The following is a 13,260-nucleotide window of genomic DNA, read 5'->3' on the forward strand; positions in this document are numbered from 1 at the left end:
GTCGCCGCTGGTCAGGGGCGCAGCACGTAGCGCCCGCGTACCCCGCCCTCGGCCATCGACCGGTGCGCGTCCGCCGCCCGGTCCAGCGGCAGCACCGCGTGCACCCGGGCCGGCAGTTCACCGGCCGCAGTGCGGGCGAGTAGGTCGGCGAGGCGTACCCCGTCGGCGCGGGTCTCGATCACGCGGACGGTGACGCCGCGCTCGGCGGCCGGCTGCGCGTTGGGCCGCACGCCGACGAACGCGCCGCCGTCGCGGACCAGGGCGAGCGCCTGCTCCTGCCACGCGGCGGCGTCGGCGACCGCGTCCCAGCCCGGTTCGGCGGCGGTGGTGAAGTCGGCGCCGAGGCTGCGGACGAACTTCTCGTCCGCGGCCCGCGCCAGGCCGGTCACCCGCCATCCCCGGGCCGGGGCGAGCGCGAGGACGTAGCCGCCGACCGCGCCGGCCGCGCCGGTGACCAGCAGCCGGCCGCCGGCGGGCGGCTCGCCGAGCAGATCGACGACCTGCGCCGCGGCCAGGCCGTTGAGCGGCACTGTCGCCGCCACCACCAGGTCCAGATCATCGGGTACGACGGCGAGGTCGGCCGCGGGCACGACGAGCTGTTCGGCGTACGTGCCGTAGTCGCGGTCGAACCCGACCACCAGACCGGCGACCCGGGTGCCGGCGGTCAGGCCCACGCCCGGGCCGACAGCGTCGACGGTGCCGGCGAAGTCCCAGCCCAGGCCGGTGTGGTGCGGCTGGTCGATCAGCCCCAGCGAGTGGAAGAAGCCGCCCGCCACTCCGAGGTCGACGGGGTTGACCGCCGCCGCGGCGACCGCCACCCGGACCTCGCCGGCCCTCGGCTCGCGCTCCGGGACGTCGACGATCTCGATCGCGTCGGGTCCGCCCGGGGTGCGGACGACGGCGGTGCGGAAGGTACGCGTACCCATGGTCGGGTCTCCTTTGTTCTTGAGGGGTGACCTGCTCCACGATGGAGGGGTAACTTTCTTTCGGGAAGTACGCACTTCGGAGTGCGTTGGGTACCCCGGGGTGGGAGGCGCGGACGATGCCGACGCAGACGGCGGCGCAGAAGCGGGCGCAGGCGCGGGCCGAGTACGACGCGTTCCTCGCCGGCTGCCCGAGCCGGCAACTCCTGGACCGGATCTCCGACAAGTGGGTGGCGCTGATCCTGGCCGCGCTCGGCCGCGACGGTCCCGATCACAATGTCGAACCGCAGGTCATGCGCTACTCCGAGCTGTCCCGCCGGCTGGCCGGGGTCAGCCAGAAGATGCTCACCCAGACGTTGCGCTCACTGGAGCGCGACGGCCTGGTCACCCGCACCGTGACGCCGAGCGTGCCGGTGACCGTCACCTACGAGCTGACCGACCTGGGCCTGTCGCTGCACCGCTTGACGTACGGCATCAAGGTGTGGGCCGAGGCGCACATGGACGAGGTGCACGCCAACCGTGAGCGCTACGACGCCGCGGTCGATCGCTGACCGGTCGCGCCGGTATTTTCCGAAACTTTCGGTCTTCGCCGCGGCTCTCGTCGCGCTTCGTTCTCACGGACATCTGTGGACTCCCGCGCTGATCAGCCGGTTGAGTCCATGTTCGCGTTGACATCGACATTGACCGATCGTGCCGTCGCGGATATCTTCCCAGGGAAGTTACCGGTACAGCTTCGAAAAGTTTCAGGGCAGTGACGCGGGGGTGGGCGCACCGCCGGCTCCCACCCGCGTCCAGCCGGGCATCGCCAGCGCATCATCGTCCGATATGCAGAGGAGTGTCATGAAACATCTACCGAGGCGCAGCCACCGCGTGGTGCTGGCCGCCGTCACCAGCGCGCTGGCACTTGCCGGTGCCGCGCTCGTGGTGCCCAGCCTGGCCCAGGCGGCGGCGAGCACGCTCGGTGCCGCCGCGGCACAGTCGGGCCGTTACTTCGGCACCGCCATCGCGGCGAACCGGCTGGGCGACTCCACGTACAGCACCATCGCGGCGCGTGAGTTCAACATGATCACGGCCGAGAACGAGATGAAGCCGGAAGCGCTGCAGCCCAACCGGGGCCAGTTCAACTTCTCCTCCGGCGACCAGATCTACAACTGGGCGACCCAGCGCGGTCTCCAGGTCCGCGGCCACACGCTGGCGTGGCACGCGCAGCAGCCCGGCTGGATGCAGAGCCTGAACGGCAGCAACCTTCGTCAGGCCATGATCGACCACATCAACGGCGTGATGGCCCACTACCGGGGCAAGCTCGCCGCGTGGGACGTGGTCAACGAGGCGTTCAACGAGGACGGCAGCCGCCGCAGCTCCAACCTCCAGGGCACCGGCAACGACTGGATCGAGGTCGCGTTCCGCACCGCGCGGGCCGCCGATCCGTCGACCAAGCTCTGCTACAACGACTACAACATCGAGAACTGGTCGTACGGCAAGACGCAGGGCGTCTACAACATGATCCGGGACTTCAAGTCCCGCGGCGTCCCGATCGACTGCGTCGGCCTGCAGACCCACTTCACCGGGGGTAGCTCGCTGCCCGGCAACTTCCAGACCACGCTGCAGAACTTCGCGGCCCTCGGCGTCGACGTGGCGCTGACCGAGGTCGACGTCACCAACTCGTCCACCAGCCAGTACGCCGGGCTGACCCAGGCGTGCCTGAACGTCCCGCGCTGCATCGGCATCACCGTCTGGGGCGTCCGCGACAGCGACTCGTGGCGCTCCAACGAGAACCCGCTGCTCTTCGACGGCAGCGGCAACAAGAAGGCCGCGTACAACTCGGTCCTCAACGCCCTCAACGCCGCGACGCCCAACCCCACCCCGACCGTGACGCCGACCGTGACCCCGACCGCCGGGCCGACCACGCCGCCGCCGACCAACGGCGCCAGCCGGATCGTCGGCAACCAGTCCGGCCGGTGCATCGACGTACCGAACTCCTCGCAGAGCAACGGCACCCGGGTGCAGCTCTACGACTGCCACGGCCAGACCAACCAGCGGTGGACCTACACCTCCAGCCGGCAACTGACCGTGTACGGCTCGATGTGCCTGGACGCCGCCGGCTCCGGCAACGGCTCGGCCGTCCAGATCTACAGCTGCAACGGCCAGACGAACCAGCAGTGGAACGTCAACTCCAACGGCACCATCAGCGGAGTCCAGTCCGGCCGCTGCCTCGACGTCTGGGGCACCGGCAACGGCCAGCAGGTGCAGATCTACGACTGCAACGGCCAGGCCAACCAGCGGTTCCAGCTCGTCGCGGCGAGCTGACCCCCTCGTACGGAAGGCGCGCGACGGGCGGGCCCGGTCTGAACACGATCGGGTCCGCCCGTCGCGTCTCTGAGCATTAGCCTGGCTCGGAGTGTGTGCGGCGGCCGCGCGCGAGGGGAGCGGAGACGGCAGTGGTCATCGTGGTCTTCGACGCCGACCGGGAGTGGTACATCCAGGGCCGCGTCTACGCGAACATCATCGAGTCGGTGCCGGCCGGGATGCTCCAGGACGACGACCTGGAGCTGCACATGTGGCCTGCCCGGGCGATGGGCCTGCTGAGGCTGCCGGGCATGGAACCGGACCGAGCCGAGCGAATTGCGGCCGCGCTCGCCGAGGGCGCGGCCCGCCGCCTGCGGACCATCGACCAGAGCGACACCGAGCTGGTCACGTTCTACGAAGGCCTGCGAGAGATCGCCGCCCGGCACGCCTGATTCGTGCCCGCCAGGTCAAGGGACAAGCAACTCCGAGCGGTATTCGGAGGCCAGCGCGGCGGCCCGGTTCCGGCGCTCGGCCTGCTCCTCGTCGGTGAGAGCCGGCGGCGGCGAGGTGGGACCGTCCACTCGGTCGCCCACGCGCAGGAAATACTCGTCCTGCCCGGCCGGCGTGCACATGCACAACAGCCGCGCGGGCTGGTCGAACGAGTTGCGGAAGAAGTGCGGCGCGTTCGCCGGGATGTTGATCGTCTCCCCGGCCCGCGCGACGGTCTGCTCGCCCCGGAACGTGAACTCCACCGCCCCGTCGAGTACCGTGAACATCTCCTCGAAGTCGTGCCGGTGCGGAGGCGGCCCACCGCCCGGCGGAACGCGCATGTCGATCAGGCAGTACCGGCCGGCCGTCTGCTCGCCGGTGACCAGGATCGTGTAGGTGCCGCCCGCGATGGCGAGGTGCGCGAGGGCGGGGTCGTCGGGACGGGCGTGGACGAGGGTACGGGTCGGATCGTCGGACGGGATCGCAACGCTGGCCATCGGCTCTCCTCGCTCGCGGGCCTGCTCATGGGGTCGCGGATCGATACCCCTCATAGCCATCCGGAAAGCCGCTAAACCTGGGTGCCTTGGTGGACCGTCACGCCGGTCGGCGGGCGACCACCGCCAGGGCCATGCCGAAGAACTTCAGCGGCGATCGCTCGACCGCGTCAGTCACCGGCCGGATACGACGCCCGAAGCCGGACCGGTCGAACGGCGGCATGATGTAGTCCACCGCTACCGGCTCCAGCCCGGCCCGCCGGAGCTGCGCGGACAAGCCGCGGGCGGTGAAGCAACGGGCATCTGCCAGCCGCCGGTGCAGCGGCACGATCCACGGCAGGAACGGACCCCGCGCGGGCCGGTACCGCTTCCCGCGGATCAGGAATCCATGAGTCTCGAACGGGAACCACCGGTTGGGCGTCGTCAGGGCGAAGCAGCCGCCGGGAACGAGCACGCGATGGACCTGCCGCAGGGCGGCATCGAGGTCGTCGATGTGCTCCACCACCTCGATGGCGGTGACCAGGTCGAAGCTCTCGTCCGGATAGTCCAGCTCGGTAGCGGACAACTCCCGCACGTTGATCTTCTGGGCCGCCGCCGGATCGTCGGCCAGCCGCTCCCGGAACAGCGCCAACCGATCATGCTGGATATCCACGGCCTCGATCTGCTCGAACGCGCCGACCAGCCGCATCGTGTACGTGCCGTCCCCGCAGCCGATCTCCAGTAATCGCCGGCCGGTCAGTGATGTGTGCCGGCTCAATGTGCCCAGCCGCTTCGCCACCCCACGCTCGCCGAACGCGCTGCCGTGCCCCAGTCCCAGGTTGCGACTCGTATTCACCATAGCCGCTGACCTTAGGCCTAACGAGCGTTTATGTGGGGGCACCGTTTTCGATGCGACGACCGCTGAGTGCGGTCGATGGTCGACCGGGTGACGAAGCTCGGCCGGCTTCCGGCGTGGCCTCGCGGAGACAGGCGCTCATCCGGGCTGCCGGCGTTCGTCTCGGTCGGGTAGTCCATCTTCGTCGCGCGAGTCTGCGCCGGGGCCGGGTAGTAGGTCGATGTCCGTGGCGTGCATGGGTTGTCCACACGCCGAGCACCGCAGTTCCACCTGGCTGGTCCGGCCGCAGGCGTGGTGGCGGTAGAGCACCGGCGGGCCGGCTTCGCCCGCCGTCCACCGGTCGCCCCACCGCACCATGACCAGGAGTAGATCGCACAGCTCCATGCCCTTGTCGGTGAGCAGGTATTCGTGGCGGACCGGCCGGGTGGAGTACTCACGCCGGGTCAGCACACCCTGGGTGACCAGCCAGTTCAGGCGCTCGGCGAGCACCTTGCGGGACACGCCGAGGCCCCGCTGGAGTTGCTCGAAGCGGTGTGTGCCGGCGTAGACGTCGCGCAGGATCAGCGGCGACCACGGTTCACCGATGACGTCGAGGGTGCGGGCGATCGAGCACGCCATCGCGCCGAACTGCGTTCGCTGCATGGCCCCACGATACTCATGATGGTTCCTTCAGGGAACGGACTCTGTTAACGTCACATCGGCATCGTTCCTTAAGGGAACGGGCAGACCTGATACCGCTGACGAGACGGGGAAGAGGCCGCATGAACCATCCACCGATCGTGCCGACCGAGGACTGGCAGACCGCGCTGGACACCCTGCGCAGCCGCGAGAAGATGCTCACCCGCCAGCTCGACGCGCTTGCCGCGGCGCGTCGCCGGCTGCCGATGACGCTGGTCGAGCAGGAGTACGTGTTCGAGGGCCCGGACGGGCCGGTCGGTCTGGCCGACCTGTTCCAGGGCCGCCGCCAGCTCATCGTGTACACCTTCATGTGGCACGGGGCCGATGACATCTGCTCGGGCTGCTCGATGTTCACCGACAACGTCGGCCACCCGGCCCACCTCAACGCCCGCGACGTCACCCTCGCGCTGATCTCCGGTGGCCCACTTGCCGACCTCATGGCGCTACGGCACCGGATGGGCTGGACCCTGCCCTGGTACTCGTCGCTGCACAACAGCTTCAACGCCGACATGGGAGCCGGCGACGGGTTCGCGCTGAACGTCTTCCTCCGCGCCGACGACCGGATCTTTCGTACCTACTCCACCACCGCCCGCGGCGTGGAACGGCTCGGCAGCAACTGGACCTTCCTCGACCTGACGCCGTACGGCCGGCAGGAGACCTGGGAAGACTCACCCGAGGGCTGGCCGCAGACCCAGCCCTACCAGTGGTGGCAGCTGCACGACGAGTACGACGACTCCACGGATCCGTCATGACCGTCAGTACGCCGATCGCCGAGCTGCTCTTCCGGCCGAAGGACGCGACACCGTTCGACACCGACGTGGCAACCATCAAGCCCTGGAGCCAGGCGTTGTCATGCCTCCGATCGGCGCACCGGGGCTGGCTGTCGACGGTGCGGCCGGACGGTCGCCCGCATGCCGCCCCGGTGATGCTGGTACTGGTGGACGGCGCGCCGTGCGTCGCGAGCCGCCCGGCCTCCCGCAAGGGCCGGAACCTGGCCCGCAACCCGCACACCGTCCTCACCGTCGGCGGCGAAGACCTCGACCTGGTGGTGGAGGGCAAGGCCCACCAGGTCGCAGGCGATGCCGCGCTGCGCGGGGTGGCCGCCGCCTTCGCCACGAAGTACGGCTGGGCATTCGACATCCGCGACGGTCGAGCCCACGACGAGAGTCTGCCCGGATCACCCCGGTACGCCTTCTACGAGATCTCTCTGGTCCGGGCCTTCGGCTACGGCTCGGACGGACTGACCGCGACCCGCTGGCGGTTCCACCACTGACGGGCCAACCCGCGACGGTCACTTGGCGTTGACGCTCTCAAGCGGCTCGGCAATGCGCTCGACCGATGACACCCCCTGTGTCAACCTCAGGCAGCGAGCAAATCGTTTTGTTCGGGTTGATTGAGACGTACTGCGTTGCCGTGCCGGGCCGGGTCGTAGGCGACACGGTCTTGCCAGCAGCGCCAGATCACGCGGATCCACGCTCGGGCGAGGACGCCCGAGTTCATCCGCTACCGCACGAACCTCGTCGAGCACGACGCCATGGGGTTGGAACACCGCGTCGATGTCCCGAGTCGCGCGTCGTAGGCCAGAGCCATGGCCGCCCCGCCGAAGATGTAGAGGTCCGCGACCACACCTCGCCTCGCCAGCCGGTCCCCGAGCCGGCGGAAGGCGTCTTCGATCGCGGGGCGGTCCAACAGTGAATCATCGAGGCTCACGCGACGTTCAACTCCTGCGCCGACACGTACACGCCTCGACGACGGAATGCTGCTGGCGCGTGTACCACCGCGTCGACCCGGGCGGCACGGGTGTTGAAGGGAAACCAGAACCGCCGGAGCGACCGCGTCTCGACCCACGGCGGCGCACCACGCCCGTCCTTGGCGGCCAGGTGCTCCGTCAATGCCGCGAGGAACACATCCCAGCGCTCGTCACCGGTAGAAGCTGGTTCCTGGTCCAACAGACCGGCGCGCACCTCGGCCGGTTCCCAGCGGTACTCCTCAAGGAACTCCGCCACCAGCCGCCACCGTCGCGTTTCGTCGGATCCAACGAGCAGAGCACCCAGGCGCGCCACCGTCAGTGGCTCGTACCTCGCAGCGCGGTTCCTCACCCCCCTGACGCTAGTACACACCGAGGCGGATCCGTGTCCAGCCGCAGCCCGCAACGAGCAGCCACGCAGGCCGTCGCGAAGCGTCGCGGCCGGCCGGTTCGCATGGAAGATCAACAAGGTGGGCCGCCAGGGACTCGAACCCTGAACCTATGGATTAAAAGTCCTCAGGCCGGCGCTCATCACATCGCCGATCTTCGATAAGATTGCGCCGTGAGCAGTACCTATTTCAGGGCTTCGACTCATTCATGCATCAGATACGGACGCTGGGTGATCCTGGGCTGATCGTCTGTCCGATGCCGTGCCAGTCCACGTCCACACCCGGGGTGTCCAGGACCGTGGGCACCAGTCCGGCCGTCGCCGGTATCAAGCCTGAGCCCCGGAGGGGTCACTCCGTCCGGCGTCTCGACGTTGTAGTTCGGTCGTGATCGAAAGGAGTCGCGGCTTCGACGTCGCTCCGGGCACGCCACAGACGACGAGCACCCCATGGAGTGCACCGAGTTAACCCCCGTTGCTACACGCGCCTCCAATGGATGCACGGTAGCGACGACGTCGCGGCGAAGAGTGGTTAGATCGCGCCGGCCAGCAGCGTGTAGCCAACTCCGACGACGAGGGCCAGCTCGAGGCGGTTGAGACAGGCAAGTCACCCAGGCCGGGCTTCTGGTCGAAGTCACCTCGGAGCCAGTAGAAGCCGATGTTGCATGGCGCGAGCGGACAGTGCGAGTGAAGGGCAGCGTTAGTCCGCCATCAGAGGCGTCGCCAAGTCCGACGAGCTGAGCACGGGGCGGTGACCGTGCCCGTCCGATCGGTTGCTCAGGTGATGTACACCCTACTAACTGCTGGTAGCTACTCGCACACCCAACGTGGATATCCTGGTGTCCCGATAGGGCACCCCCTACCTCCTGCACAGCCGCGACAGCGCCGTCTTCGCAAGCCGTGACCACATCACCGCGGGCAACGAGCGCTCATGACCACCGCGATGATCCCGCCGCACCCGGCCGACACCGTCGACGACCTGCTCGTGCAGGCGCACGATTTTCTGCGCCAGTGCCACGACGAGACCGGCACACCAGGGCTCACCCAGCGGTGGCGGACCGTGTGCGCCGAGATCAACGCCACCGGAACGTGGCGGCCCACCTACGAGGAACTGGCCTACGCGGCGCGGGTGGCCTGGCGTAACGCCGGCCGCTGCATCGGGCGGGCCCGCTGGTCCAGCCTTCTTGTCCGCGACCGCCGCCACACCACTCATCTGCCCAGGCTTCGGCGGGAGCTGATCGGGCACCTCGACGAGGCCACCAACGGCGGCCACGTCCGCTCGGTGCTCACCGTCCTCGCCCCCGCCGTCGGATCCGCCCCAGCCCCGTTGCGGGTGGTGAACCCGCAGCTGGCCCGCTACGCCGCCTGGCCCACCGACGGCGGCATCATCGGCGACCCCGCCAACCTGACCCTGACCGCACTGGCCACCGACCTCGGCTGGCCCGGCCCCGCCTACCGCAGCGACTTCGACCTCCTACCCTGGATCGCCGCCACCGCCGACGGGCGGCTGCACCTGCTGCCGACAGATCACCGGCACATCCAGGAAGTGCCGATCCATCACCCCGCTCACCCGTGGATCGCCGACCTCGGACTGCGCTGGCCCGCCGTGCCGGTCATCAGCAACATGACCCTCGACTTCGGTGGGCTGCGGTTCCCGGCACCGTTCAGCGGCACCTTCATGGCCAGCGAGATCGCCACCCGCAACCTCGCCGACCACCACCGCTACCACCAACTCCCTGCCATCATCGCCGGCCTCGGCCTGCCCGAACGCGACCGGCTCCGCACCGACAAAGCCCTGCTCACCCTCCACGAAGCCGTCCTGCACAGCTTCGAGACAGCAGGCGTGTCGATCACCGACCACCACCGCGAGAGCCGGTCCTTCGCCCGATTCGTCGAACACGAGGAAGCCGCCGGGCGCGCTGTGGCAGGCGACTGGAGCTGGCTCAACTCGTATCCGATGACGCCCCAGGACCCCTCCTGGAGCCGCTACTACGACACCAGCCAAACCCTCCCGGCGCTACGGCCGGACCCGTACGGCCTCGCCCTCACCGCCGGTGACCCGTGTCCCGGCCACGAACCCTCACCGCGTCAGCACGCCGCCGTCCCCCCGGCCGCTGCCGCCACACCCAACCGAACCAGCAGCGAGGACACATGTCCGCACGCACCACCGCACGACCGCACCGCCTGAGGAGCAGCCTGGCCGCGGCGGCCGTCACCCTCATGACCGTCACCGCCGGCCTCGTCGCCGCGTCCGCGCCCGCGCAGGCCGCCGGCTGCCGCTACGCCCCGTACAGCGCGAAACTGTCCGCTGCCGATGTGTTCATGCAGTACAGCGGCCCGGAGGTCATCAGCTACCCGACGTATCCCAGCTATTACCGCACCACCAGCCAATGCCGTGACATCCAGATCCGCAACACCGGCAACGGCACGGACTGGGGCCCCTTCGATGCCTGCATCAATTTCTACGGCCGTGCCACCTGCAACTACTGGACCCACGTGCCCGTCGGTCAGTGGCGCAACCTCGCCACCAACGTCAAGGACGGCACCAAGTTCTACGTCTGGGTCCGTATCGACATGGGCCGCTACTACGGGTTCACCGCCGTCGGTGACTGGTGATCGTCGGCTGGGGCCGCTACAGCGGCCCCAGCCGGCTGCGCTGCTGCGACTCGCAAGGCGCGGACCGACCCGACTGGTCTGCGCACGCCCTGTGGGCCGCGGTCCGTGAGCGCTATCTGCCACAGGCCGGGCACCGGTCGTGCACGGGTACTGCCGGTGTAGTGGCCGTCGCGCTGGAGCGTGCTCGAATCGCGATCGCCGCGGCCAGCGCGACGGCGCCGAGAATGACTATGGCGGCGGCCGTCGCGGTGATGACGCCGAAGTCGGCATAGCTGGCGTCGAATACGGGCGCGATGTTCTCGGTCAGGGGGTACAGAGCCAGCAGTCCGACCGGGGTGAGCAGGACAAGAAGAGCCCATATGCCTCGGGCGTCGCCGCGCAGGGACAGCACGGCCGCCGCGAGCATGGCGGTGACCAGCAGGACCGCGCCGGTCTCGGGGAGGAAGGCGCCGCCATAACTGAACCGGTAGAACCAGGTGCTTTCCCCGGACAGGACTCCGATTGCGATGAGGGATGTCGCTGGCGCTGTCGCCAGGGGGATGAGGCGGTGGGGTTGCGGCGTGTGGGACGGAATCGCCAGTGCCAACAGGCCCAGCGCAGCTTGGGGAAGCAGAACGAGCAAGAACGGGCGAGGTAGGTCGAGCACGGCGGCGACGGGCACCACGGCGACGGTGAGCATCAGGGCGAGTCCGATGGCGATGCGTCTCCACCGGGCCGGGGCAAGGACGTGAGCGACTGCGGCCAGCAACCAACCAGCCCACACGACGATGCCGGTGGTAGCGAAAGGCCCGAAGGCTGGCGCGCCCCACCCGTCTGCGGTGGTGACCACCTCGGCGGTGGCCCAGAAGCCAGCGAGAGCGGTCGCGGTGATGTAGCTCAGGACACCGGCGAGGCGCACGCCGGGGATGAGGTCGGCGGGGCCGGCGGCGCGCAGGCGCTCACGGACAGCGCCGGCCAGCACGTCGGCCACGTCAAGGATTGACGGCCAACGGCGCTCGGGTGCGGCCAGGTCGAGATACGTTCCCACGATCTCCGCGCCGCGTGCCTGCCGGTAGCCGGCGGGATCGAGCCGTAGCAGTTGTCGGTAGCGGCGCTCCAAGTCCCTCATGCCAATCCTTCCAAGGCACGCGGGGTGATGGGCCGGGCGGCGGGCGTCAGGGTGCCCAGACGAGTGGTCGCTACCGCCACGTTGTGCCGCAAGCGCTCCGTCTCGGCGGCGAGGGTCGCGCTACCACTGCGCGAGAGGCGGTAATAGCGACGCAGGCGACCGTCAACGACTTCTTCCCCGTCGACCTCGATGAAGTCGGTGTCTACCAACCGGTCGAGCGCGCCGTACAAGGTGCCGGGCCGCATCGACAGCCGGCCCCCGGACAGCGACGCCACCTCGCTGATGATGCCGTAGCCATGCAGTGGCCGACCGGCAAGAGCGGTGAGAATCCAGAAGGTCGGCTCCCGCAGCGGCGTATCCACCCCCGCAATATATTGACTACAAAGGTATGACAGGGACAAATTGCCCGAGCTGATCGGCCATGCTGGGTCTCCTTACCGTTCACGCGCAGGTCGTGCCGTCGGCAGGGCTGCGGCGGCGCCAGGCCGCAGGAAGGACGGCGACGGCCGCGAGTGACACGGTCGGCCCCCACGCCTGCCATAAGGAAGCGCACAGCGCGGCACCGCACCCGCCGCCGAGGAAGGTTGCGAGGGTGAGGAGGCCGATCGCGCCGCCGCGAGCGTGGACCGCGGCGTTGTCGGTGGTGCGCGCGGTGAGCAGTATCTGCGCGACGGCCGAGGCGGTGAACGCCGCCGTGCAGGCTGCCGCGACCGGCAAGGTTCGCGGGTCGACCGCGGCGTAGCAGAGCGCGGCGGCCACCAGCACGTTGACCCCGGCCAGCAGACGCCCAGCGGGCGGGCGGCGGGCTACCCGTGCGGCGAGCCGCGCCAGCACCGCACCGATCACCGCGCCGGGAAGGAGCAGCGCACCGATGCTCATGGTGCTGTGCCCCTGTCGGCTGAGTAGGTGAGGAGCGGCGTAGAGAACGGCGAACAGGCCCGCGTACACGCCGGCACCCGTGATCGCCGCACGCCAGAACCAAGCGGCGGACAGGATCCCCCGGGGCGGGATCCCGAAGGGGCGGCTGCGGTGGCGTACCGCGAGACTCGCGGCGGCGGCTGCCGTGGCGACGGCGGCAATCACCGTGCCTTCCCAGGCGGCCTGTTGCGCGGCGGTCTGTACGGTCAGGAGCAGTCCCGCGGCGACGGCCGCGAGAAGACCCGCGGCGAGCCAGTCCACCCGATCGATGCGCCGAGAACCGGCGGTCAGGGACCAGCACAGGGGAACAGCGGCGAGGGACAGCACCGGCAGCACTATCGCCGCCCGCCACGACCCGTACGCCGCGACCGCTCCAGCCAGCGGCGCGGTCGCGGAGAATCCGGCGAGGCAGGCGCCGAAGGCGGCGAGGGCCTTCTGGCGCCGGGCAGCCAGCTGGGCCACCCCGGCGAGCGCGGTGACCATGAGCGCTCCGGAGCCGACCGCGAGCAGGACACGGCCGATGACCACAGCGGGCAGGGTGGAGGCGACGGCGCAGACCAGGGCACCGACGGTGAGCGATGCCGCGCCGGTCAACAGGACCGGCCGGCTGCCTCGCAGGTCGACCAACCGCCCGGCGGTGACCGCGCCGACACCGACGCCCGCGGCGTAGGCGGACAGGAGCCAGGCCAACCCGGACCCGCGGACGTCCAAGTGCTCGGCGGCGTCGGGCAGGGCGACAGCGGCAGCGCTGACTCCATAGACGGCCGGCCCGTACAAGACA

Annotated in this window: 15 protein-coding genes; 7 read left to right on the top strand and 8 right to left on the bottom strand. The window is 69.6% G+C overall.

Annotation, left to right across the window (positions count from 1 at the left end; genetic code table 11):
• Positions 1–11: 11 nt before the first annotated feature.
• Positions 12–926 (bottom strand): NADP-dependent oxidoreductase, encoded by a 915-nt coding sequence (locus ACN27D_RS15300; RefSeq protein WP_358170834.1) that lies wholly within the window; start codon positions 924–926, stop codon positions 12–14.
• Between the two features lie 116 nt (positions 927–1,042).
• Between ACN27D_RS15300 and ACN27D_RS15305 the strand changes: the two genes are divergently transcribed.
• From ACN27D_RS15305 to ACN27D_RS15315, 3 genes are all read left to right on the top strand, one after another.
• Positions 1,043–1,474: a winged helix-turn-helix transcriptional regulator gene (locus ACN27D_RS15305; RefSeq protein WP_121686290.1), complete on the top strand. Its 432-nt coding sequence runs from the start codon at positions 1,043–1,045 to the stop codon at positions 1,472–1,474.
• A gap of 289 nt (positions 1,475–1,763) precedes the next feature.
• Positions 1,764–3,230, top strand: a complete 1,467-nt coding sequence (locus ACN27D_RS15310) for an endo-1,4-beta-xylanase (RefSeq protein ID WP_358170835.1) — start codon at positions 1,764–1,766, stop codon at positions 3,228–3,230.
• A 131-nt stretch (positions 3,231–3,361) separates the two neighbouring features.
• The gene (locus tag ACN27D_RS15315) at positions 3,362–3,661 is read left to right on the top strand and encodes a hypothetical protein (RefSeq protein ID WP_252452001.1); all 300 of its coding nucleotides are present in this window, start codon (positions 3,362–3,364) and stop codon (positions 3,659–3,661) included.
• 15 nt (positions 3,662–3,676) lie between these two features.
• Here the strand turns inward: ACN27D_RS15315 and ACN27D_RS15320 are convergent, their stop codons facing one another.
• The 3 genes from ACN27D_RS15320 to ACN27D_RS15330 all read right to left on the bottom strand — a co-directional run bounded on the left by ACN27D_RS15320 (position 3,677) and on the right by ACN27D_RS15330 (position 5,669).
• On the bottom strand, positions 3,677–4,195 hold the full coding sequence (locus tag ACN27D_RS15320) for a cupin domain-containing protein (RefSeq protein ID WP_358170836.1): 519 nt from the start codon (positions 4,193–4,195) through the stop codon (positions 3,677–3,679).
• A 97-nt stretch (positions 4,196–4,292) separates the two neighbouring features.
• A complete protein-coding gene (locus tag ACN27D_RS15325) occupies positions 4,293–5,030 on the bottom strand; it encodes a class I SAM-dependent methyltransferase (protein WP_358170837.1) in 738 nt (245 codons plus the stop codon).
• Between the two features lie 135 nt (positions 5,031–5,165).
• Positions 5,166–5,669, bottom strand: a complete 504-nt coding sequence (locus tag ACN27D_RS15330; protein WP_013473486.1) for a winged helix-turn-helix transcriptional regulator — start codon at positions 5,667–5,669, stop codon at positions 5,166–5,168.
• Between the two features lie 119 nt (positions 5,670–5,788).
• On the opposite strand from ACN27D_RS15330, the gene ACN27D_RS15335 reads away from it, so the two are divergent.
• Positions 5,789–6,457: a DUF899 domain-containing protein gene (locus ACN27D_RS15335; protein ID WP_355111279.1), complete on the top strand. Its 669-nt coding sequence runs from the start codon at positions 5,789–5,791 to the stop codon at positions 6,455–6,457.
• Positions 6,454–6,978, top strand: coding sequence for a pyridoxamine 5'-phosphate oxidase family protein (locus ACN27D_RS15340; protein ID WP_187690094.1), 525 nt, complete (start codon positions 6,454–6,456; stop codon positions 6,976–6,978). Before ACN27D_RS15335 ends, ACN27D_RS15340 begins: the two co-directional genes overlap by 4 nt.
• Positions 6,979–7,411: 433 nt before the next feature.
• On the opposite strand, the gene ACN27D_RS15345 is transcribed toward ACN27D_RS15340, so the two are convergent.
• Entirely contained in the window at positions 7,412–7,711 is a 300-nt protein-coding gene (locus ACN27D_RS15345) for a hypothetical protein (RefSeq protein ID WP_091330427.1), read from the bottom strand.
• Between the two features lie 1,057 nt (positions 7,712–8,768).
• On the opposite strand from ACN27D_RS15345, the gene ACN27D_RS15350 reads away from it, so the two are divergent.
• On the top strand, positions 8,769–10,025 hold the full coding sequence (locus ACN27D_RS15350) for a nitric oxide synthase oxygenase (protein WP_358170839.1): 1,257 nt from the start codon (positions 8,769–8,771) through the stop codon (positions 10,023–10,025).
• Positions 9,989–10,453, top strand: a complete 465-nt coding sequence (locus tag ACN27D_RS15355; protein ID WP_358170841.1) for a hypothetical protein — start codon at positions 9,989–9,991, stop codon at positions 10,451–10,453. The genes ACN27D_RS15350 and ACN27D_RS15355 overlap by 37 nt, the downstream gene beginning before the upstream one ends.
• Positions 10,454–10,565: 112 nt before the next feature.
• Here the strand turns inward: ACN27D_RS15355 and ACN27D_RS15360 are convergent, their stop codons facing one another.
• The 3 genes from ACN27D_RS15360 to ACN27D_RS15370 all read right to left on the bottom strand — a co-directional run bounded on the left by ACN27D_RS15360 (position 10,566) and on the right by ACN27D_RS15370 (position 13,256).
• Positions 10,566–11,561, bottom strand: a complete 996-nt coding sequence (locus ACN27D_RS15360; protein ID WP_358170843.1) for a hypothetical protein — start codon at positions 11,559–11,561, stop codon at positions 10,566–10,568.
• Entirely contained in the window at positions 11,558–11,923 is a 366-nt protein-coding gene (locus ACN27D_RS15365; RefSeq protein WP_421499367.1) for a PadR family transcriptional regulator, read from the bottom strand. The genes ACN27D_RS15360 and ACN27D_RS15365 overlap by 4 nt, the downstream gene beginning before the upstream one ends.
• A 79-nt stretch (positions 11,924–12,002) precedes the next feature.
• On the bottom strand, positions 12,003–13,256 hold the full coding sequence (locus ACN27D_RS15370; RefSeq protein ID WP_421499368.1) for an MFS transporter: 1,254 nt from the start codon (positions 13,254–13,256) through the stop codon (positions 12,003–12,005).
• Between the last annotated feature and the right edge of the window lie 4 nt (positions 13,257–13,260).

This window comes from Micromonospora sp. WMMD1274 (assembly GCF_049179035.1).
GTDB classification, from domain to species: Bacteria; Actinomycetota; Actinomycetes; order Mycobacteriales; family Micromonosporaceae; genus Micromonospora; species Micromonospora tulbaghiae.